Here is a 22,725-nt window from a genome sequence, read left to right as displayed (position 1 = left end):
AGGTTAAAAAATTGAGGTGCATTGCAAGAGAAAGACTTGCGACGCACCTCTTTTTTTATATCCGCCTGGCGGAACCTTATCTAATTACTTTCACTTCACCATTCTTCGCAATCTTTACGATGCTGGATGGCTGGTGAGGCTTGTGCTCCTGGCGACGGGTCCAGCATACGTAATCCACGGCATTCAGAATCTCTTCGGAAATGTCACGGTAGTTCTGGGCTGCCGGCTCGCCACTTACATTGGCACTCGTGCTCACGATAGGCTTCTGGAAACGGTAGCAGAGCTGCTTGCTGAACTCCTCGTAAGTTACTCGCATCGCCAGACTGCCATCCTCGGCTACCAGGTTATGAGCCACACCATTGGCATCATCCAGGATGATGGTGGTAGGCTTCACCGGCATCGCTGCATCAATGAAATCCCACGCCACCTGAGGCACGTTGCGGAAATAACGCGCCATGCGGTCAGCTGAATCAATGAGACAAATCAGCGCCTTGGAATCATCACGCTTCTTAATCTCGTACACCTTCTTCACAGCCTCCGGATTGGTGGCATCACAGCCGATGCCCCATACGGTATCTGTAGGATAGAGAATCACTCCACCCTTTCGCATGCATTCCACTGCATTCTTAATATCTTCTTCTCTGGTCATATTACTATGATTACTATGAATTAAAAATTATCTTCCTGGCTCTTCTGGCACTCGTAATAGGCGATGTCCTTCATGCCGTTGAGGAAGGCGGCGGCATCCATGCGCTTCTTGCCCGAAAGCTGCAGCTCCTGGATGTTGAGCCAATTATCAAGACACGCTACCTGTAACTTCTTCTCGAAGATTCTCAAAGAACCTACTGGTGCTGCGCCACGAGGTTCTTCAGACTGCTGGGTCTTGAAAATCTTCAACACCTGAACCTTCTCCACACTCTTCTTCTGCGCAGGATGAGACGTAGCCTCTGGCATCTCGCCATCCGTATCCTCAAAGATAACCACTGGTGCCTTCTTCTTGATCTCCGTCCAGGCTCCAGGATATGGCGAAAGACCACGCACGAAATCGTGAACCTGCTTGGCTGGCTTGTGGAAATCAATGCGACAGGTGTCCTTGAAAATCTTTGGGGCTGATTTCAGCTCCACGCCCTCGCCCATCAGTTCTTCCTGGGCAATGGATGCAATGTTGCCGTCGGCTGCTATCAGGGCATCGATGGTTTCCAGTGCCAGTTCGGCACCCAGATGCATCAGGCCATCATATACATACTCCACATTGGCTTCTTCCGGAATAGGGAATTGCTTCTGCATGATGATGCGACCGGTATCGATGTCGTGGTCTAGGAAGAAGGTGGTGACACCCGTCTCCTTCTCGCCGTTGATCACTGCCCAGTTGATTGGGGCTGCACCACGATACTGTGGAAGCAGGGCGGCATGCACATTGAAGGTGCCATACTTAGGCATCGCCCATACCACCTCCGGCAGCATGCGGAAGGCTACTACTACCTGCAAATCGGCCTGATAGCTGCGCAACTGTTCCACAAATTCAGGGTCTTTCATCTTCACCGGCTGCAACACTGGCAGGCCCTGCGAAAGCGCATACTGCTTGACCTGAGATGGCTGCAGCGTGTCCTGATGTCTGCCCACAGGCTTATCGGGCTGGGTAACCACAGCCACCACGTTATATCCGCCCTCTACCAGGCGCTTGAGGGATTCCACCGCAAACTCCGGGGTTCCCATGAATATGATTCTTAAATCTTTCTTCTCCATTTTTTCAAAATTTTATTCAGCCGACATATCCGCCACAATCTTGCGATATACCTCGTAAATCTTGGTGCGGCTGATATAGCCCTTCAGCACGCCGTTGACATCTACCACTGGCAGCTGTGCGGCATCGGTTTTATCGAACTTATCCATCACTTCGTCCATGCGCTCGTTCTCGCCCAGGGTTGCCGACGGCTGAATCATCAACTGGCTCACCTTGAAGTGATTATACAGTTCCGTGCGGAAGATGATGTGGCGCAGACGGGTGATATCTATCACGCCCTTCAGCACACCGGCATCATCCAACACCGGAACAAAGTTGTTGTTACTTCTTGAAATCTCGCTCACCAGCTTGCTCATCGGCAGATCGGGACTGATAGGATGGTAATCCTTCTCAACCATGCTCTGCATGCTCATCAGCGTAAGCGCCGAACGGTCTACATGGTGGGTGAGCAACTTGCCCTCTCTGGCCAATCGAAGGGCGTAGATGCTGTGGCTCTCAAAAATGCTGATGGTGAGCAGCGAAGAGATGCACACAATCATCAGCGGCATGAAGAGCTGATAGCCGCCCGTGAGTTCGGCGATGAGGAAGATGCCCGTTAGCGGCGCATGCATCACGCCCGTAATCAAGCCCGCCATGCCCATGAGTGCAAAATTCTGCTCCGGTACATACACGCCTACCTGATAGACATTCCACAGGCGGGCAAAGAGGAAGCCTGCAAAACCGCCGATAAACAGCGAAGGCGCAAAGGTTCCACCGCAACCGCCACTACCATTGGTTGCCGAAGTGGCAAATACCTTGGTAAAGGTGACAAACGCTATGTAGAAGATGAGCAGATTATCCTGACCCGAAAACAGCGAACGGTTCATCACCTGCCCCCACTCTGCCTCGTTGCTGCCCTTGAGCAGGATATTGACGGCAGAATAGCCCTCGCCATAAAGCGACGGGAAGAAGAAGATGAGCGTGCTGAGGATGAGTCCTCCAAACAGCAGTTTGGCGTATGGATACTGACCCAGTTTGCCGAAAAAGCCCTCGCAGATAGACATGGTGCGCATGAAATACAGACTCACCAGTCCGCAGAATACACCCAGCAGAATGCACGCCGGGGTGCGATCCAGCTCCCATGGGTTGGTGAGCGTGAATTCGAACAGCGAACTGTCGCCATCGAATATATAGGTGAAACAGGTGGCTGTGACACACGAAATCAAGATAGGCAAGAGCGATGCCATGCTCAGATCTACCATCAGCACCTCGAGGGTGAACACCAGTCCGGCTATCGGCGCCTTGAACACGCCTGCAATGGCGGCACTGGCTCCACATCCCACCAGCAGCATCATGGTCTTCTTATCCATGCGGAAAATCTGTCCCAGATTGGAACCGATGGCTGAACCGGTGAGCACGATAGGTGCCTCGGCTCCCACGGAACCACCGAAACCGATGGTGATGCCTGATGCCACCACCGACGACCAGCAGTTGTGCCCCTTGAGTCGGGAGTTTTTGGTGGAGATGGCATAAAGTACCCTTGTGATACCATGCGAGATATTGTCGCGCACCACATACTTGATGAACAGCGACGTGAGGTAGATGCCCACGATAGGGAAGAGCAGGAAGAGCAGATTATAGGTACCCTTCTCGAATCCCGAAGTGAGCAGATACTGTATCTCGTGTACGATGGCATGCAAGAAGAAGCCTGCCACCGAAGCGAGCAGACCGATGAGGAAGGCGAGAATCAGAGTCATCTGCTTGTCAGAGATGTGTTTCTTCTGCCAGGCAACCAGCTTCGCCGTCCTGCTTTGTTTGTATCCTGTTAACTCTTCATCCATTACCATGCTGAAATTTTAGAATTCTGATGTAAAGTGGAACTTGATGTGCTCAAAATCCTGCTGAGCCATGCTCAACACGTAGCCTGAATCGGCGAGGAACACATCGCGGCCCTCGATATCCTTGGCCATATACTGGTACTTGCGCTTCTTGAAGTTCTCCAGCTCCTTCTCGTCGTCGGCCTCAATCCAGCATGCCTTGTGCAGGTGAACAGGCTCCCAGCGGCACTTGGCGTTGTACTCGTTCTCCAGGCGATACTGGATAACCTCGAACTGAAGCTGGCCCACGGTACCCACGATGCGGCGACCGTTGAACTGGTTGATGAACAACTGAGCCACACCCTCGTTCATGAGCTGCTCCAATCCCTTCTGGAACTGCTTGCTCTTCATAGGGTCATCGTTCTCGATATACTTGAAGAGAAGTGGTGAGAACGATGGCAATCCACGGAAATGAATCTTCTCGCCCTCGGTAAGGGTATCGCCAATCTTGAAGATGCCGTTGTCTGGCAAACCTACGATGTCGCCTGGATAGGCCTCGTCGATGGTGCTCTTGCGCTGCGCCATAAACTGGGTTGGCGAAGAGAAACGCACAGTCTTGTCGAGACGCACGTGGTAGTAAGGCTGATTGCGCACAAACTTGCCAGAGCAGATCTTGCAGAAGGCGATGCAGGAACGGTGGTTAGGGTCGATATTGGCGGTAATCTTGAAGATGAAACCGGTGAACTTAGGCTCCTCAGGTTCCACCATGCGTTCCTCTGCCTGGGTTGGCTTTGGAGATGGGGCTATCTGCACGAAGCAATCGAGAAGCTCCTGCACACCGAAGTTGTTCAACGCTGATCCGAAGAACACTGGGGCTACTTCGGCAGAGCGATAGGTTTCTACGTCAAACTCAGGATAAACGCCATCAACCAGTTCCAGTTCCTCGCGCAACTGGCTTGCCTCACGCTCGCCTACTCGCTCATCGAGTTCCTTTGACAGGATATCCACCTCTACCTTCTCTGTGACACGCTGCTTGTTAGGTGTGAAAAGGTTGAGCTGATGCTCATAGATATTGTAAACACCCTTGAAACGGGCGCCCTGACCGATAGGCCAAGACAATGGGCGAACGGAAATCTTCAATTCTTCTTCCAACTCATCGAGAACATCGAATGGGTCACGTCCCTCACGGTCCATCTTGTTGATGAAGATGATAACCGGAGTATTGCGCATGCGGCACACCTCCATCAGTTTGCGGGTCTGTGCCTCCACACCCTTGGCAGAATCCACCACGATGATGGCTGAATCCACGGCGGTGAGGGTACGGTAGGTATCCTCGCAGAAGTCCTGGTGACCTGGAGTATCGAGGATATTCACCTTGTAAGGTTCTCCGGTCTGTCCATCTGGCAGGTAATCGAACTCCATCACGGAAGTGGAAACCGAGATACCACGCTGTTTCTCGATATCCATCCAGTCGGAAGTGGCAGTTTTACGAATCTTATTATTTTTAACGGCACCAGCCACCTGAATCTGTCCACCGAAGAGCAGGAACTTCTCGGTCAAAGTTGTCTTACCGGCATCAGGGTGCGAAATGATGGCAAATGTTCTTCTTCTTTCAATCTCTTTCATCTGTTATATATCGTTATATATATATTATAATAATGTATATACTAAAAATTTAATCACTGAAAAGTAATCACTAATCACTGAAAAGTAATCACTAATCACTAAAAACTAATCACTAATCACTAAAAACTAATCACTACGCGTCGTCGTCTTCGAACTTCAAGCCTTCGGTGCGGTCCTTGATATAGTAATCGCTCAAGAGGCCGATGAAGACGGTGATTTCCTTGATGGCACGCTCAGTTTCGGGAGTAATCTCCTTTTTCTGCAGGCGGAGCATCATCACGCCATAGAGGGCATCGAGGCAGGTTTCAATCTCGTTGAGTTCTTTGTCGCCACGGTTGCGCAGTTCTACGATGAACGGCAACACCTTGTAGTATTCTGCGTTGTAGATAGGAAACTTGCTGCTCTGGAGCAATCGGGCATGAAGGTCGATGACATCCTGCAGGAGCACGCGGTTGATATCGAGATGACCATACTCACGCTTTCCCTCCTCGTTCATCATGCGGATGAGGTTGCCGAACCAGTCGAGCTCCTCATCTTTCTGCTCGGGAGTAAAATTGAATCTTTCGATGTAATTCTTCTTGATGACAGGCAGCGAGCATCCGTAGGCACGGATGATATCCTCTATCTGCCACATATATAAGAGGTATTCTGCAATACTCGTCTTTCTTAATTCTTGTGCTACAAACATTTTTACTTTGAAGTTTGAACTATAAACTTTTAACTATCAACTTTTAACTCTAAGATTAAAAGCCTGGCAAGTGGTACAGATTGAAAACTGTGCCGAAGAGGGCGATGACAGAGAAGATGATGACCACGCTTCCTATCACCTTATTAATAATAAGGATGCCGTTGGTATCAAACTTTCCCCTCACCTTGTCGATGAGCCAGGTGAGACCGAACCACCAGAGCAGGGCTCCGAAGACGATGCTGAGATAGCCCACACCCATTTCGATCGGCATATCAGGCACCACGAAGGCAAACTGGGCAAAGGTGGCCATGAAGAGGAAGACGATGAGCGGATTGCTCAGCGTTACCAGGAAAGCCGTAATGGCATTGTGGGTAAGGGTACCCTGCTTGTTGCTGCTCTGGTGCATGTTCTTGGTAGGATTGCTCCTGAAGCAATAGATGCCAAAGATGAGGAGCATCACGCTGCCGAGAATCTGGAGGATGAACTTGTTCTGAGAATTGTTCACGAAATCCATCACGAAGCTCATACCCAAGCCCGTGAAAAGCGCATAGACGATGTCGCTGCAAGCTGCACCGACACCCGTTACGAAACCATACCATCGCCCCTTGTTCAAGGTTCGCTGAATACAAAGGATGCCCACCGGACCCATCGGAGCCGAGGCAATCACACCGATAAGAATTCCCTTGAATACAAAGTCAAGGATGTTAAACTCTATTGGAAATGCTAAATTCATTTTCTCTATACCATTTTGCCAGTATCCCAACCGGCTAAAAATACAAAATCTAATAACAGCGGGCAAAGTTACAAAAAATCGGGCACATCTAGTAATTTTTTGGGTTAAACTTTCATTTTAGACCCTCTTTTTTTCGGAAGAAGTAAGTTTTATTTGATTTCGGTTAAAAAAAAAGAAGAAATTATACTTTTTTATATAACAAATAGCCACTATTTCAAAACTATTTCTTATCTTTGCAGAGAATTACAATTAAAAAGCTTTCACAAGTGGTTCAAGTACGGGCTGAAGGCCCAAAAGCTCCTAGCCCAGGGCATCGCCCTGGGTATAATAGCAATCAACAAGGCGCCCTGTAAGGGCAAAAGCTTTGTAAATTGCCTGATTCTTTTGAAGCTTTTGCCCTTACAGGGCGACAAACTTGCGTCCATGATTACCCAGGGCGCTGCCCTGGGCTAGGAGCTTCTGCCCTTTCAGGGCGTGTGGAGCTCACTTGCGAAACTTGAATAATTAAAAACAATTCTAACTAATTTAAAATAAAGACATGACAGAAAATGCAATGAAGCCATACGTAATTGGCTTGGACCTTGGCGGTACTAATTCAGTGTTCGGCATCGTAGATGCACGCGGTGACATTAAGGCTACAACAGCCATCAAGACTGGTGGCTACAAGACAGTGGATGAATATGTAAAAGCTTCTGTAGAGGCTTTGCAGCCTGTGCTTGATACCATCGGCGGCATCGAGAAGATCAAGGGTATGGGTATCGGTGCTCCTAACGGTAACTACTATACAGGTACCATCGAGTTCGCTCCTAACCTTCCTTGGGCTCACGATGGCGTAGTGCCATTGGCTGATCTCTTCAGCAAGGCTTTGGGTATTCCTGTGGCTTTGACTAACGATGCGAATGCGGCTGCCTTGGGCGAGATGACTTACGGTGTGGCTCGTGGTATGAAGAACTTTATCGACATTACTTTGGGTACTGGTGTAGGTTCTGGTATCGTTATCAACGGTCAGATGGTTTACGGTAGCGATGGTTTCGCTGGTGAGTTGGGTCACGTAATCGTGGTTCCTGGCGAGGCTGGCCGCGTATGCGGTTGCGGCAGAAGAGGTTGTCTGGAGACTTACTGCTCTGCTACAGGTGTGGCTCGCACAGCACGCGAGTTTCTGGAGACAAGCGACGAGCCTTCTTTGCTCCGCGAGATGAAGCCAGAGGATATCACTTCTTACGACGTGAGTGTGGCTGCCGGCAAGGGCGATGCCTTGGCTAAGCGCATCTACGACTTCACTGGTAAGATGCTGGGTGAGGCCTGCGCTAACTTTGCAGCCTTCTCTGCACCAGAGGCATTCGTATTCTTCGGCGGTTTGACCAAGGCTGGTGACTTGCTGATGGAGCCTTTGAAGAAGGCATACGATGAGAATGTACTGAAGATTTTCAAGGGCAAGGCTAAGTTCCTGGTATCAACTCTTGATGGCAGTTCTGCTGCCGTTCTCGGCGCCAGCGCCGTGGGTTGGGACTTGTAATCTCATCTGATAATCAGATAAAAATATAAAAAATCCCAGGTGATGGTGAATCGCCTGGGATTTTTTTATATCTCCTATCCTCTTTACAACTCCAGGAAGTTCTTGACGATGGTCTTGCCTTCCGGCGTCAACACGCTTTCGGGATGAAACTGGATGCCATGGATATCGTAGTTCTTGTGCTTCAAACCCATGATGCAACCGTCGTCGCTCACGGCGGTGACATCCAGGCACTCAGGGAAATTCGTTCTATCTACTACCCACGAATGATATCTTCCTATCTCGATTCGCTTCTCCATGCCCTGGAATATCGGGTCGATGCCAAACTGGGTGCACGGGGTGGCTACACCATGATACACCTCCTTGAGGTTGGTGAGTTTGGCACCAAACGCCTCGCCTATCGCCTGATGACCCAGACATACGCCCAACATCGGCTTGATGCCTGCATACTTTCTGATGACATCCATCAACAACCCCGCCTCGGATGGGATTCCCGGACCCGGACTCAATATGATCTTATCAAATGGCTCCAACTCGCGGAGCTGAAACTGGTCGTTGCGATATACCGTAACGTCCACGCCCAACTCCTTCACCAAATGTGCCAGATTATAGGTGAAGGAATCGTAATTATCTATGATTACTACTTTCATCTTATCAATGATTATTTACAGTTCTTCTGCAATATGAATCGCCTTGGTGAGGGCGCCCAACTTGTTATTGCACTCTTCCAACTCATACTGGTCGTTGCTCTTCGCCACGACTCCACTTCCTGCCTGGAACCAGAGTTCACCATTGCGGCTGATGAAGGTTCGGATAACAATCGCCTGGTTCAAATCGCCATTCAAGCCGATGAATCCGATGCAACCGCCGTAGGCTCCACGATTATGAGGCTCCAGTTCGGAGATAATCTGCATCGCTCTCACCTTTGGCGCACCGCTCAGGGTGCCGGCTGGGAAGGTATCGATGAACTCCTTGATGTGGTCGGCATCCTGATCGAGGGTTCCGCTCACACGGCTCACCAGGTGGATGACGTGGCTATAAAACTGCATATCCTTATAGAAATCTACCTTCACACCATGGCAGTTGCGGCTCAAGTCGTTGCGCGCCAAATCTACCAGCATCACGTGCTCGGCATTCTCCTTCGGGTCATTGCGGAGGAACTCGGCAGCCTTTCTATCCTGCTCCATATCGCCTGTGCGACGGGTGGTTCCGGCTATCGGGTCAATAAATGCCTTGTCGCCCACGATGCGGTTGTGGGTTTCAGGAGAAGAGCCGAAGATGCGGAATCCGCCGAAATCGAAATAGAAGAGATATGGCGATGGGTTGATGCTGCGCAGGGCACGATAGAGTTTGAAGTCATCGCCCTCGTACTTCTGGACGAAGCGGCGGCTGACAACAATCTGGAAGACATCGCCCCGCAGACAGTGCTGGATGCACTTGCGGATGTTTGCCTTGTGCTCCTCGTCGGTAAGGGTAGAAAAGGTATCGCCCACCGGATGGAAATCATAAGGCTTCACATTCGCCTTGTTCACGGCCTTGAGCAGGGCATCGAGCTCAGGAAGTGAAGAGTGAGATTCTTCACTCTTCACTCTTCGTTCTTCACTCTCTTGAAGCGCAATCAGCTCCATTGTATTATTGAAGTGATCGAACACGATGATGTCCTTATACATGATATAATAGATATCCGGCGCATCGTTCTTCTCCATGGTGGTATCCTTTACGGGGATATTCTCGAAATATCTCACGGCGTTGAAGGTGGTGAAGCCATAGAGTCCGCAGAAATCCTTGCCCTCTCCTTCTACATGGAAGCTCTGGATGAAATCGTTGATGGCCTTGGAGATGGCGAGCTTGCACTGGTCGCCCTTGCCCTCGCCGAAAGCCGGGAGAACTTCCTTCTCCACGCTGCCATCAGGATAGGTCTTGATGACCTTGCCATGACTCACGGCGATGCTTGCCAGCGGATGAACGCCGATGAAGGATCGGGAGTTCTCGGAACCATGATAGTCGGAACTCTCCATCAGAGCCGACTGGGGATAAATATCTCTCAATCGCATATAGACTCCCACCGGCGTATAAAGGTCGGCAAGAATCTTGCGGGTTACTGTATGATAACTAAACTTTGCCATTTTAATGAAATCTTTGCTATTAAAAGTTGCCGTATTCTCCTGCCATTTCCTTATGGCTCAAATACGTCTCCACATCCTTGTCGCCACGGCCTGAAACGGTCAGGACAACCACATCATCCTTCTTGAACTTCATCTTCTTCAAGGCGGCTACGGCATGGGCACTCTCGATGGCAGGGATGATGCCCTCCATGCGGGTCAACTCATAACCGGCATAGATGGCCTCATCGTCCTTGATGGCAAGCACATGACTTCTGCCACGGGTGGCAAGGTCGGCATGCATTGGTCCGATGCCTGGGTAATCCAAACCGGCACTGATGGTGAAGGCTTCTTCTATCTGACCATCTTCTGTCTGCATCACCAGGGTGCGGGCGCCGTGGATGATTCCCTCTGTACCGCAATGCATGGTGGCAGCGGTATAGTTGGTGTCTATGCCATGACCGGCAGCCTCAGCCAGATAAATCTGAACACGATCGTCGTCGATGTAATGATAGATGGTACCTGCTGCATTGCTTCCGCCACCCACACAGGCGATGAGATAATCAGGATAATCGCGACCGATTTTCTCCTCCAACTGCCATTTCAGTTCCTCGCTGATGACGCTCTGCATCTTTGCCACGATATCAGGGTAAGGATGCGGACCCATGGTGGAACCTACGATATAGAAGGTATCCTGCGGGTGACAGCACCAGTCGCGGATGGCCTCAGAGCAGGCATCGCTCAGAGTCATATTGCCTGTGCGAACCGGGTTCACCTTGGCGCCCAACATCTTCATACGTTCTACGTTGGTATGCTGGCGCTCCACATCGGTGGCACCCATGAAGATTTCGCACTTCATATCCATCAGGGCGCAGACGGTGGCAGTGGCAACGCCATGCTGTCCGGCACCTGTTTCGGCGATGATACGGGTCTTTCCCATCTTCTTTGCCATCAGAATCTGTCCGATGGTGTTATTGATTTTGTGTGCACCGGTATGGTTCAGGTCCTCACGCTTCAGATAGAGCTGGCAGCCATACTTCTCGCTCATGCGCTTGGCATAATAGAGAGGTGAAGGACGGCCCACGTAATCTTTCAAAAGGGCATAGTATTCTTTCTTGAACTCTTCGCTCTCGATGATAGGCTTGTAAGCCTGCTGGAGTTCAGTTACACACTTATATAATATTTCAGGAACGTAAGCTCCTCCGAATTTTCCAAAAAATCCTTTATCGTCAACTTGATACATAATACTTTGAACTTTTGTACATTGAACTTTAATGTTTGAGTGCCTCGAAGAGTTCATCCAGTGCATGGTCTGGATTCATGGTTTCATTGAGCAATGTCACGAACTTACTGCCGATGATGGCACCGGCGGCGTTATCCTGCGCACTGGTAAGGGTCTGCTTGTTGCTGATGCCGAAGCCAATCATGCGTGGGTTGCGGAGGTTCATGCTGTTGATATGGTTGAAGTAAGCGAGCTTGGCATCGCCGAAGCTGCTCTGTGCGCCGGTGATGCTGGCGGAGCTGACCATATAGATGAAGCCATCGGTATGCTCATCGATGAAGCGGATGCGCTCCTCGCTGGTTTCCGGAGTAATCATCATGATGACGCGGATATCGTACTTATCGGCGATAGGCTTAACTACCTTGAGATAGTCATCGAAAGGAAGGTCGGGGATGATGGTTCCGCTGACTCCGCTCTCTACGCAGCTCTTGAAGAACTCCTCGATGCCATAGTGCATGATGGGGTTGAGATAGCCCATGAGAACGAGAGGGAGGCTGACTTCATCCTTGATGGCTTTGAGCTGACCGAAGAGGGTCTTGACGGTCATGCCGTTTTTCAGCGCCTTGGTACCTGCGCTCTGGATAACGGGTCCATCTGCCAAAGGGTCGCTGAAGGGGATACCTACTTCTATCATATCGATGCCCTTGCGTTCCATCGCCTTGATTACATCGCCGGTACCTTCTAAGGTTGGGCATCCGGCGCAGAAATACAAGCTCAAAAGCTTGCGGTCTTTGTTGTTTGCAAATAATGCATTTATCTTGTTCATCCTGTGTTGTATTTTAAAATCGTTTTGTGTTACAAATGAGGCTTAACCCAAAATCTTTATTGAAATCTCTCTTTATTGAAATCTCTCTTTATTGAAATCTCTCTTTATTGCATTTCTCTTTATTGCATCGCATTCAAGAACCCCTTGAGCTTCTCTACATCCTTCACTCCCGGCTCTATCTCGAAACGGGAGTTGAGGTCGATGCCGATGCATTTGGGATGATGGAAGGCATGGAGGCGGGATGCATCTTCCGGTCCGATGCCGCCACTCAAGAGGAATGGGATTTCGCCATCGTATTGCTCCAGAACCTGCCAATCAAACTGCTGGCCACTTCCACCCACCGTCTTGCATTTGGTGTCGAAAAGGAAGAGGTCAACAGCGCCTACATACTCCTTATATTTTTGAATGTCTGAGGCATCAGATACACTGATTGCCTTGATGATTTTGATGTCTGGTCGGATATCGGGATCGAGGGTTAATCTCAGATTCTCGCACATCTCCCGTGGTTCATTGCCATGCAGTTGGACGTAATCCAAATGATAATTCAGCACTCGTGTCACGATGTTCTGAACCATATCATCTACAAATACGCCTACTCGGGCTGGAGATTTTGCAGATTTTATATTAATATCCTCTTTTGCGTAATCAGGAATGATGCCAGCGTGACTGCTCTGCATCTCCACGTAGCGAGGCGATTTCGGATAGAAGACCATTCCTATCATATCAACGCCCAACTGGCTCACTTCGCGAATATTCTGGGCATCGCGCATGCCACAAACCTTTATTACCATTATTATTGTTATCTATTATTCTATTATTCTATCATTGAACTATGAATGCAACTAGCTTAATTGAGCGATGAATTCCGATAGTGCCTGACCAGGATTCTCCTGCTTCATAAACTGCTCTCCCATCAGGAAACCACGGAAGGAGGCCTCATCACGGAGCCTTTTTACTATCATGGGATCAGAAATACCACTCTCACTCACACGGCATACATCCTTCGGAAGTTTCTCTGCCAAGCGGAAGCTATTCTTTACATCCGTAACGAAAGTACCCAGATTGCGATTGTTGATGCCATACATATCCGGTTCCAGTTCCGCATACTCGAAATCTCTTTCGTTATGCATCTCCAACAATACCTCCATGCCCAACTGGTGAGCCATGTTCATCAGCCCCTTGCATTCCTCTTTACTGAGGCATGCCGCAATGAGCAGCACGGCAGAGGCGCCGCAATATCTCGCCTGCAACAGCTGATACTCCTCTATCACGAAGTTCTTATATAATATAGGTATAGAAACCCCCACATGTCTTGCTTCCTGGATATACTCATCATATCCGCCGAAGTAATCTATATCCGTCAGGATGCTCAGAGCCGAAGCCCCGTTCTGCTGGTAGCTCAGCGGGATGATGCTTGCCTTTCCCGCCTCCTTGATCCAGCCCTTGCTAGGCGACTTTCGCTTGAACTCGGCGATGATACCCGTATCAGAGCCCATCAGTGCCTGCTTCATGCTTCCTCCCATCACCTTTCCCCCATCCTCCTGCATCTTCTGCTCGGTGAGGGTTATCATCTGTCGTGGCTGGATAAAGCGCTTTCGCTGCTCTATCTCCATCTTCTTATGAGCCACTATCTCTTCTAATATATCAGCCATTTTTTACGTTTTTACCTTTTTACCTTTAAAAGCCCTTTTACCTTTATCTATTCAGCTCCACGAATTTCTTGAATGTGGCCAGAGCCTTGCCCGAGTCGATGCTCTCTCTTGCTATCTCCACGCATTCCTCGATGCTCTTCTTTCCCTTCTCCATCACTTGGATTCCGAAGGCGGCATTGGCGAGAACGATGTTCTTCTGGGCTGGGAGGGCGCGGTTTTCAAGCACGGCATCGAAGATTTCCTTCGCCTCTTCCTCGGTGGCACCACCCTTAATCTCTTCTGGCTTGGCAATCTCGAAGCCCAGATCCTGAGGCTTGAAGATGCGCTCGTAATTATTGGTGGTTACCTTGAAATCGCCTGTAAGCGAAATCTCATCATAACCATCGATGCTGTTCACGATGCCATAGTCGATGCCCAACTTCTGATATACTTGATTATAAAGGCGCATCTGGTCGAGATTGGCTACACCCAGCAACTGGCACGTTGGCTGACTCGGATTCACCAGAGGACCCAGGAGATTGAACACCGTAGGGAACTGGAGTGCCTTGCGGATAGGGCCCACAAACTTCATTGCCTTGGCAAACAACTGGGCATGGAGATAAACGATGCCCGCCTCGTTGATGCTGCGGTTCAGGCGGTCGATATCATCCGTGAACTCCACGCCGTGGTTCTTGATGACATTAGATGCACCGCTCACCGATGTGGCTGCGTAGTTGCCATGCTTAGCCACCTTATAGCCGGCACCGGCGATGACGAAGCAGGATGTGGTAGAAATATTGAAGGTGTTCTTGCGGTCGCCGCCCGTACCCACTACATCGATGTAGCGGTCGCAGTCGAGGATGGCAGGAACGCCGGTGGCAAGGATGCCATCACGGAAGCCCAACAGCTCATCTACGGTGACGCCTCTCATCTGCAAACCTGTGAGCAGGGCCGTGATCTGCTCCTCTGGGAACTCACTCTGGGTGATGCCGATGATAATCTCCTTGGTTTCCTCGCGAGAAAGTTCCTCGTGGTTCAACATTCTGTTTAAGATGTCCTTCATTTCCATAATCTTAATCTCCTATCTTTTATATCTTTATTTTTTTGTTTTTTTGTTTATACTCCCATTTGCTTCAATCATACAAGAACCGCCTAGGGGATGGCAATCAAAATATGAAAAAGGGCCTGTCGTAAGTTACGGCAGGCCCTTAGTATATCAGTTTCATATCTATACACGGCTTCTCGACTCACGACTTTTTGAATCTTGAGTTACGCCACCACCATGCTGTAGATACGAATATTGTCATCATATTGAATTAACTTTATTTGTTATTAATCTTGTTATTGAATTTATTCAGTTGCAAAAGTACACTTTTTCTTTTAAACTACAAACTTTTTTATGAGAAATTTATCATTTCAACAGAAAAAAGTTATTTTTTGCCCCATATTATAGACAAAGATTAAGTCTACACCTTATTATATATAGAAGATATTTGGGAAAAACAAAAAAGAAATGAAGAAAATTAGGGTAAAATGTAATAAAGGAAACTTCCCGACGTTATGATAATAGAGAAAGGATTTCAATATTAACAATTTAAAAGATATACGCCTATGAAGCATTTGTTTACTTCAGAAGAAATGAGACCGTCGGCAAAGACCATCTTTTTCATTAAGCAGTTGGCATACACCTACCGTGCCTTCAAGAAGAATGAATCTTGCAAGGCGTATTGGGTCAACTAGGGTCTAGGACCCTGACAAACAAAAAACAGAAAACAGATAAAGATGAAGACGATAGTTTCACCTTCACTCCTCTCAGCCAATTTCATTGACCTGAAGAGCGATGTAGAAATGATTAACAAGAGTGAAGCCGACTGGCTCCACATGGATATTATGGACGGCGTGTTCGTGCCTAATATCTCCTTCGGCTTCCCAGTGTTAGAAGCCGTAGCGAAAGCATGCACCAAACCGCTGGACGTGCACTTCATGATTCAGCACCCGGAACAGTATATTGAGCAGACAGCCAAGACGGGCGCCATGATGATGAACGTTCACTACGAAGCATGCACCCACCTGCACCGCACCATACAGCAGATACATGCAGCAGGCATGAAGGCAGGCGTTACCCTGAACCCTTCTACCCCAGTGAGCGTTCTGGAAGACATCATCTGCGATGTAGACATGGTGCTGCTGATGAGCGTAAACCCAGGATTCGGCGGACAGAAGTTCATCGAAAACACCATCCAGAAGACAGCACGACTGCGCAAACTCATCAAAGAGAGCGGCAGCAAGGCACTCATAGAGGTGGATGGCGGCGTGCAGGGAGAGACCGCCCCACGACTGGTAAAGGCCGGGGTAAACGTATTGGTGAGCGGAAGCTATGTATTCAAGAGCAAAGACCCTCTGGCTACCATCCATTCACTGAAGGAACTGGAGCAGATTGAGGATTAACACTTCAGAATCTTTCCATAGGATTTTCAAGTTCCTAGAATCATCTTCTGTTCTCAGAAAAAGAATCTTCTGTTCTTAGAAAAAGCAACAGGCAGCTTGCAGCTGGAAACATTTAGTCCAGCTGCAAACTGATATGATGCTCCTTAGCCATTCTGCGAAGGTTGAGGATTGCATAGCGCATACGGCCCAGACTGGTATTGATGCTTACATTGGTGGTCTCGGCGATTTCCTTGAACGACATGTCCTGGTAATATCGCATGTAAACCACTTCACGCTGGTTGGCAGGCAAGAACATCATGAGCTTCTTCACGTCGCCCATAATCTGCTCACGCACCAGCTCGCGCTCCACGTAGCTATCTATCACGCCGTCTCCCTTCAGACCCGACAGGTCGTTGTTGTTCTTCTGGTCAACGATGCGCTGATGCTTCTGGTCACGGTATCCATCAATGATGACGTTGTGCGCAATGCGCATGAGCCATGCACCAAACTTACCATTAGGTGAGTAGGCACCATTCTGGAGCTTGACGATGGCTTTGACGAAAGTCTCCTGAAAGATATCATTCGCCACTTCCTCATCGTGTACTACAAACATGATATAGGAAAAGAGCTTCACTTCGTTGTGAGCCAACAAAAGGTCAAAAGCCTTATTGTTGCCCTCGACGTAAGCCAAGGCCAATTCCTCATCTGTCATTTCATTCAGATTTCTCATTTCTTAAATATTTATTAGTATATTAAGTAAATGTCTAATCGATAGGCGAACAGTTTAATTATTGTATGATTGATGTTAAATTTCGCTACAAAGGTACACTTTTTTATTAAAACCACCAAATTTTTACGGATAAAAAAGCGGCTTCTTGCATTTTTAACATTTCAAAGTCCCCTTATTCTAAATAAATTCATTATCTTTGCATCGGTGTATCTTCTTATCAGATAAGGACATAGAACCAACCTATTTAAAAACATATTTAGATAAACAGAACAATGAAAAAAATCTTTAAATTGTTGCTCATCGCCCTGCTGATTCCTGCCTGGATGAACGCCGCAGGATGGGACGAGGCGGAGTACAAGCGGATTGAACAGAGCATTCAACTGCCTGATTTGCCGCAGTCGGCAAAAGTGTATGACATCTCCAAGTATGGTGCCAAACTGTCGAATCCGGCAGCACAGAACCAGAAAGCCATCAACAAGCTCATCGCCCTGGTTTCGAAAAAGGGAGGCGGATGCGTGGTGATTCCTAAGGGTACCTGGAAGACGGGTGCCATAGAGATGAAGAGCCGCGTGAAACTGGAGGTGCAGAAGGATGCTATCCTGCAGTTTGTTTTCGACACCAAGCTCTATCCACTGGTACGCACCTCATGGGAAGGTCTTGCCTGCTGGAACTACTCGCCTTGCATCTATGCCTACAAGGCTACCGACATCGCCATCACCGGCGAAGGTACCATCGACGGAGGCGGAAACATGGAAACATGGTGGCCAATGTGCGGACACAAGAGATTCAACTACAAGGAGGGCATCACCAAGGAAGCACAGTGCCTGGGTTCGCGTGCCAAACTGCTGAAGCAGGCTGAAGACGGCGTGGATTTCGACCAGCGCAAGTTTGGACTGGGACAGGGATTGCGCCCTCAGCTCATCAACTTCGTACGCAGCGAGCGCATCCTCATCCAGAGTGTCAAACTGCTCAACTCGCCTTTCTGGGTAATCCATCCACTGCTCTGCAAGAACATCACAGTGAAGGGCGTAACCATCTGGAACGAAGGTCCTAACGGCGACGGATGCGACCCTGAGGCGTGCGAGAACGTGCTCATCGAGGACTGTATCTTCCACACCGGTGACGACTGCATTGCCATCAAGAGCGGAAGAAACAACGACGGCCGACTCTGGAACCAGCCATCACGCAACATCATCATCCGCAACTGCGAGATGCAGGATGGACACGGAGGCGTGGTAATCGGTTCGGAAATCTCGGGCGGTTGCGAGAATGTGTATGCAGAAAACTGCCGCATGGACTCGCCTAACCTGGAGCGCATCCTCCGCATCAAGACCAACAACTGCCGTGGCGGACTGATTCAGAACATCAACATGCGCAAGGTGACCGTGGGTCAGTGTAAGGAAGCCGTGCTGAAAATCAACCTCGACTACGAGCGCAAGGAAATCTGCTACCGCGGTTTCGAGCCTACCGTGAGAAACGTGAGCATGGAAGACGTAACCTGCCAGAAGAGCAACTATGGTGTGCTCATCATCGGCAGAAACGAGGTAGAGAACGTTTACGACATCAACGTGAAGAACTGTACCTTCAACGGCGTGGTGAAGAAGCCTGTGCAGATGACCGGCAAGACCCGCAACGTGAAGTTTGAAAACCTGATGATCAACGGTTCGCTGATTCTCAGCAAGGCAGAACAGCCTTACCAGAACTATTCAGAGTGGCTCACCCACAGCGAGATGCATCGCACTCCACACCCATACAACCTCGACTTCAGTCCGAAGAAACCACGCTGGAGCTACGTGATGGGCATCGAGATGGAAGGCATGCTCGACACCTATTTATATTATAAGGACAAGAGCACCTTCAACGCCAAGAATGCCTTCAAGGGCACAGAGAGCACTGCCGACCACGAGAGCATCATCGAATATCTGAAGGAATATCCGGCGAAGATGATTGACGAGAAGGGAAACATCACCGGCTATAAATACGAGGATTTCAACCTCGACAACGTGCGCACGGCGAAGTTTATACTCCGCATGCAGAACCTCTTCCCTAGCAAGGGAAACGAACTGGCACTGAAGACCCTGTTCAAGCAGCTTCAGAACCAGCCTCGCACCAAGGAAGGCGTTTACTGGCACAAGGCTATCTATGCCAACCAGGTTTGGCTGGACGGTATCTTCATGGGCCTGCCTTTCTACTGCAACTATGCCGTGCAGAACCTGAAGCCTAAGAAGGCGAAGAAGATTCTGGACGATGCCGTAGACCAGATGATCAAGACTGATTACCGTACATACGACGAGAAGACCCAGCTGTGGAAGCATGCCTGGGACGAGACTCACGAGCAGTTCTGGGCTGACAAGGAGAACGGTAAGAGCCAGCATACCTGGGCGAGAGCCTTGGGATGGTATGTGATGGCGATGACCGAGTGCCTGGAGGCGATGCCTGAGGACTATGACCGCCGTGGCGAGGTAATCGCCCTGCTGAACAAGGCGATGGAGAGCGTAGTGAAATATCAGGATAAGAAGACGGGCGTATGGTATGACGTGATGGACGTGAAGGACCCACGCAACTATCTGGAGAGCACAGCATCAAGCATGTTTGCCTACGTATTGCTGAAGGGTTACCGCAAGGGTTATCTCAGCGAGAAGTTCCGCGATGCCGGTGTGAAGGCTTACAAGGGTATCATCGACCAGTTTATCCAGGTAAACCCAGACAAGACCATCAGTCTTACCAAGTGCTGTTCTGTAAGCGGCTTGGGTCCTGGTCCCGGTCCATACGTCAAGAAGCCAAACTTCAAGCGTGACGGCAGCTTTGAGTATTACATGAGCGAGCCAATCCGTGACAACGATGCCAAGGGCGTTGGTCCTTTCCTCTGGGCTAGCCTGGAGATGGAAATGCAGGGATTGAACAAGTAATTGCAGAGTTTTGAATACACCAATCAAGTAATTGCAGAGTATTGAATACATCAATATCAAATGAATAACAAGAAGATATTAACAAGCATGGCAGCAGCACTCATGAGTGCTGCTGCTTTGGCACAAGTCCCTGCCTTTCCGGGCGCAGAAGGTCACGGAAGATACGTAACGGGCGGAAGAGGTGGAAAAGTAATCCACGTAACGAATCTCAACGACAAGGGTACCGGATCGTTCCGTGCCGCAGTAACGGGCAACAGTAAGAAGATCATCGTCTTTGATGTGGCAGGCGTCATTCCGCTGGCTTCCGACCTCAACATCGGAGCCAACACTACCATCTTAGGGCAGACTGCTCCTTCTCCGGGCATCACTCTGAGATACTACACGGTTCGTCCGGAAGACAACTGCATCATCCGCTTCATCCGTCTGCGCCGCGGACAGGAAAAGGATATCAATGATGGTGCTGATGCTACCTGGCAGCGCAACAAGACGGGCATCATCTTCGACCACTGTTCCTTCAGCTGGAGTATCGATGAGGTGGCTTCCTTCTACGACAACAACAATTTCACCATGCAGTGGTGTACCGTTGCCGAGAGTCTCACCAATCCGGGGCACTCCAAGGGAGCACATGGCTACGGAGGCATCTGGGGCGGCAAGCTCGCCAGCTTCCACCACAACTTCGTAGGACATCTCATGAACCGAGGTCCACGCTTCAATGGTGCCAGATACGGATGGACAGGCTATACCAGCAACAAGGATTACGATACCTATAAGTGGGAGAACCCCGTACAGGCAGAAAACGTTGACTTCCGCAACTGCGTGATGTATAATGCGCAAGGTACCTGCTACGGTGGTCCTGGCGGCGGACAGATTAACATCGTGAACAACTACTACAAGGCAGGACCTAGCCATAGCTTGAAGAGTAAAACCCTGAATGGCATCAAGGTAAGCGTAAGCTCCGGAAAGGAACGTGGCAGTCAGGACCGAATCACGCAAGTCACCGTATCCAGCAGCGGAAATTCCGACAAGAAGCATCCTGAGTACTACGAGATGACCAGCCGTTATTTCATCAGCGGCAACACCACCGAAACCACCAAGGGAACAGTTACCAAGAACCAGGACTGGAAGGGCGTGGAATACGACAAAGGTACTTACACTTATAATGGCGAGAGATATTCTGCTGATAAAAAGAATTTCTACGGAGATGCTGTAGCCCACCAAACCATTGACGGTGTTTCGTGCGTGAAGATCAAGATGGATAATCCTGCTCCTACGGGAGAGGTTACCACCCACTCTGCAGCCGAAGCCTTCAGCAAGGTACTGGCATACGGCGGAGCCTCGCTCTACCGCGACGAGATTGATGCACGCTACATGGAAGAGGCTAAGACGGGAACGGCACAGTATAAGGGAAGCATCACTCAGTCGCCAGGTATCATCGATAAGGTATCAGACGTAAACGGCTACACCGAATCTACTTTCGGCACCGCTTCCCGTCCTGCCGACTTCGATACGGATAAGGACGGAATTCCTGATGCATGGGAGCTTGCCAACGGTTTGAATCCAAACGATGACAGCGATGCCCTCACCTACTCGCTCGACGGCAAGGGTTACTACACCAACCTGGAGGTATATGCCAATTCGCTGGTTGAGGACATCATGAAGCAAGGCAATGCTGATGCAGAAAATAAGGTGGATGAATACTACCCGGAATGCAAGAATCCCACCGGTATCTCGCAAGTGATATCCTCCTATCCTGGAGGAATAGCCAAAGTAACGTATTACAGCCTCAACGGCACTCTTCTTTCTGCTCCTCAAAAAGGAATCAACATCCGCAAGATGTTGTTTCAGAACGGAAAGACCATAGTGTATAAGGTTATAAAGGAATAAAAGAGAAAGAGGACGCAACCATCGGAATGATGGAGCGTCCTCTTTTTTATTGCAATATGATTAAACCTGAAAAGTCTAACTATTGATTAATTTTGGTATGAAGTCTAACTATTGATTAATTCTGGTATAATCAGATTACTTCACGAACTTCTTGCCGTTCTTGATTACCAAGCCCTTGAAAGAGCCAGAAACCTGCTGACCAGCCATGTTGTATGTCTTACCATCGTTCTTGGCAGCAGCCTCGATAGAAGAGATGCCTGTTGATGTGCCAGTCTCATACTTGAAGCCGAAGAAACCCATCTTAGTACCAGCAGCGAGAACATAGTATGTACCACCCTCAGCAACGCTGAATGTTACAGTACCATTAGACTTTTCTGCAATGATGTTCTCGCCCTTCCCGTTCTGTGTAAACTCCTGAGAAGCACCATCCTTGGCAGCAGGCAAATTATAAGAAGCAGGAGCTACCTCAGCAAAGTCAGCATCAAGGATATGGAAGCCCTTGTTACCACTCAACTGAACAGCAACAGTTACAGAACCAGCCTTTGCTGTCTCGAACTTATAACCACAACCAGTTGGCGCTGCATCTGACACCAACTTACCACTGTTCTTGCCACAAACGTAAGCACCGAAATCAGCATCAGCCCAGTTAGTAGTCTTCTTACCTGCCGCAAACTCAACACCATCATTCTCCATATAAGTAAGAGTGATGTTCTCTACAGATGAAATCTGATCGCCAGCCTTTACATTGTCACCAATCTGCACTGCATAAGTGCCCTGAGCGTTCATACTTGCTGCCATAGCGACAGCTGCAATAAGAGTAAAAAATTTCTTCATAATTTTTAAAGTTTAAGTCGTTTATATTGTTTTATTTGTTTATATGTAATATCTATATAT

The 22,725-nt window shown here is 49.1% G+C and carries 20 protein-coding genes; 5 read left to right on the top strand and 15 right to left on the bottom strand.

Going from position 1 to position 22,725, the window contains the following annotated elements; translation table 11 throughout:
- Positions 1-76: 76 nt before the first annotated feature.
- The 6 genes from V8Z93_RS06605 to V8Z93_RS06580 form a co-directional block, all read right to left on the bottom strand.
- The gene (locus tag V8Z93_RS06605; RefSeq protein ID WP_217763770.1) at positions 77-649 is read right to left on the bottom strand and encodes an L-threonylcarbamoyladenylate synthase; all 573 of its coding nucleotides are present in this window, start codon (positions 647-649) and stop codon (positions 77-79) included.
- Between the two features lie 20 nt (positions 650-669).
- The gene (gene fmt / locus V8Z93_RS06600; protein WP_439432748.1) at positions 670-1,746 is read right to left on the bottom strand and encodes a methionyl-tRNA formyltransferase; all 1,077 of its coding nucleotides are present in this window, start codon (positions 1,744-1,746) and stop codon (positions 670-672) included.
- Positions 1,747-1,758: 12 nt separating this feature from the next.
- Positions 1,759-3,564 carry a chloride channel protein gene (locus V8Z93_RS06595; RefSeq protein WP_439432747.1) on the bottom strand — a complete coding sequence of 602 codons (1,806 nt, stop codon included), beginning with the start codon at positions 3,562-3,564 and terminating at the stop codon, positions 1,759-1,761.
- Between the two features lie 15 nt (positions 3,565-3,579).
- On the bottom strand, positions 3,580-5,166 hold the full coding sequence (locus V8Z93_RS06590) for a peptide chain release factor 3 (RefSeq protein ID WP_439432746.1): 1,587 nt from the start codon (positions 5,164-5,166) through the stop codon (positions 3,580-3,582).
- A 133-nt stretch (positions 5,167-5,299) separates the two neighbouring features.
- Positions 5,300-5,854 (bottom strand): DUF4924 family protein, encoded by a 555-nt coding sequence (locus tag V8Z93_RS06585; RefSeq protein WP_203051361.1) that lies wholly within the window; start codon positions 5,852-5,854, stop codon positions 5,300-5,302.
- A 55-nt stretch (positions 5,855-5,909) separates the two neighbouring features.
- Positions 5,910-6,587 (bottom strand): LysE family translocator, encoded by a 678-nt coding sequence (locus tag V8Z93_RS06580; protein ID WP_217763775.1) that lies wholly within the window; start codon positions 6,585-6,587, stop codon positions 5,910-5,912.
- A 538-nt stretch (positions 6,588-7,125) separates the two neighbouring features.
- Between V8Z93_RS06580 and V8Z93_RS06575 the strand changes: the two genes are divergently transcribed.
- Positions 7,126-8,103 (top strand): ROK family protein, encoded by a 978-nt coding sequence (locus V8Z93_RS06575; RefSeq protein ID WP_203040836.1) that lies wholly within the window; start codon positions 7,126-7,128, stop codon positions 8,101-8,103.
- An 83-nt stretch (positions 8,104-8,186) separates the two neighbouring features.
- Here the strand turns inward: V8Z93_RS06575 and V8Z93_RS06570 are convergent, their stop codons facing one another.
- From V8Z93_RS06570 to trpD, 7 genes are all read right to left on the bottom strand, one after another.
- The gene (locus V8Z93_RS06570) at positions 8,187-8,750 is read right to left on the bottom strand and encodes an anthranilate synthase component II (RefSeq protein ID WP_203040837.1); all 564 of its coding nucleotides are present in this window, start codon (positions 8,748-8,750) and stop codon (positions 8,187-8,189) included.
- Between the two features lie 15 nt (positions 8,751-8,765).
- Positions 8,766-10,226: an anthranilate synthase component I family protein gene (locus tag V8Z93_RS06565; protein WP_439432745.1), complete on the bottom strand. Its 1,461-nt coding sequence runs from the start codon at positions 10,224-10,226 to the stop codon at positions 8,766-8,768.
- A 19-nt stretch (positions 10,227-10,245) separates the two neighbouring features.
- Entirely contained in the window at positions 10,246-11,445 is a 1,200-nt protein-coding gene (gene trpB / locus V8Z93_RS06560; RefSeq protein ID WP_203040839.1) for a tryptophan synthase subunit beta, read from the bottom strand.
- Between the two features lie 28 nt (positions 11,446-11,473).
- Positions 11,474-12,250: a tryptophan synthase subunit alpha gene (gene trpA / locus V8Z93_RS06555; protein WP_439432744.1), complete on the bottom strand. Its 777-nt coding sequence runs from the start codon at positions 12,248-12,250 to the stop codon at positions 11,474-11,476.
- Positions 12,251-12,369: 119 nt separating this feature from the next.
- The gene (locus V8Z93_RS06550) at positions 12,370-13,041 is read right to left on the bottom strand and encodes a phosphoribosylanthranilate isomerase (RefSeq protein WP_439432743.1); all 672 of its coding nucleotides are present in this window, start codon (positions 13,039-13,041) and stop codon (positions 12,370-12,372) included.
- Positions 13,042-13,092: 51 nt separating this feature from the next.
- Positions 13,093-13,902 (bottom strand): indole-3-glycerol phosphate synthase TrpC, encoded by an 810-nt coding sequence (trpC, locus tag V8Z93_RS06545; protein ID WP_439432742.1) that lies wholly within the window; start codon positions 13,900-13,902, stop codon positions 13,093-13,095.
- A gap of 43 nt (positions 13,903-13,945) precedes the next feature.
- Positions 13,946-14,944 carry an anthranilate phosphoribosyltransferase gene (trpD, locus tag V8Z93_RS06540; RefSeq protein WP_439432741.1) on the bottom strand — a complete coding sequence of 333 codons (999 nt, stop codon included), beginning with the start codon at positions 14,942-14,944 and terminating at the stop codon, positions 13,946-13,948.
- A gap of 548 nt (positions 14,945-15,492) precedes the next feature.
- On the opposite strand from trpD, the gene V8Z93_RS06535 reads away from it, so the two are divergent.
- Together V8Z93_RS06535 and rpe are read left to right on the top strand one after the other, a co-directional pair.
- Entirely contained in the window at positions 15,493-15,621 is a 129-nt protein-coding gene (locus V8Z93_RS06535; protein ID WP_256624782.1) for a hypothetical protein, read from the top strand.
- Between the two features lie 42 nt (positions 15,622-15,663).
- A complete protein-coding gene (gene rpe / locus V8Z93_RS06530) occupies positions 15,664-16,329 on the top strand; it encodes a ribulose-phosphate 3-epimerase (protein ID WP_439432740.1) in 666 nt (221 codons plus the stop codon).
- Between the two features lie 112 nt (positions 16,330-16,441).
- Here rpe and V8Z93_RS06525 read toward each other — a convergent pair whose 3' ends face one another.
- Positions 16,442-17,038, bottom strand: a complete 597-nt coding sequence (locus tag V8Z93_RS06525) for a sigma-70 family RNA polymerase sigma factor (protein WP_203040845.1) — start codon at positions 17,036-17,038, stop codon at positions 16,442-16,444.
- A gap of 272 nt (positions 17,039-17,310) precedes the next feature.
- On the opposite strand from V8Z93_RS06525, the gene V8Z93_RS06520 reads away from it, so the two are divergent.
- Together V8Z93_RS06520 and V8Z93_RS06515 are read left to right on the top strand one after the other, a co-directional pair.
- Positions 17,311-19,947, top strand: coding sequence for a glycoside hydrolase family 88 protein (locus tag V8Z93_RS06520; protein WP_439432739.1), 2,637 nt, complete (start codon positions 17,311-17,313; stop codon positions 19,945-19,947).
- A 60-nt stretch (positions 19,948-20,007) separates the two neighbouring features.
- A complete protein-coding gene (locus V8Z93_RS06515) occupies positions 20,008-21,831 on the top strand; it encodes a pectate lyase (protein WP_439432738.1) in 1,824 nt (607 codons plus the stop codon).
- Positions 21,832-21,966: 135 nt separating this feature from the next.
- Here the strand turns inward: V8Z93_RS06515 and V8Z93_RS06510 are convergent, their stop codons facing one another.
- Entirely contained in the window at positions 21,967-22,665 is a 699-nt protein-coding gene (locus V8Z93_RS06510; RefSeq protein WP_439432737.1) for a hypothetical protein, read from the bottom strand.
- Between the last annotated feature and the right edge of the window lie 60 nt (positions 22,666-22,725).

Origin of the sequence: Segatella copri (assembly GCF_051861805.1) — a bacterium.
Taxonomy (GTDB): Bacteria; Bacteroidota; Bacteroidia; order Bacteroidales; family Bacteroidaceae; genus Prevotella; species Prevotella copri_M.
Note: the sequence above shows the minus strand (reverse complement) of the source record. Positions and strands in the feature narration are given on the sequence as shown.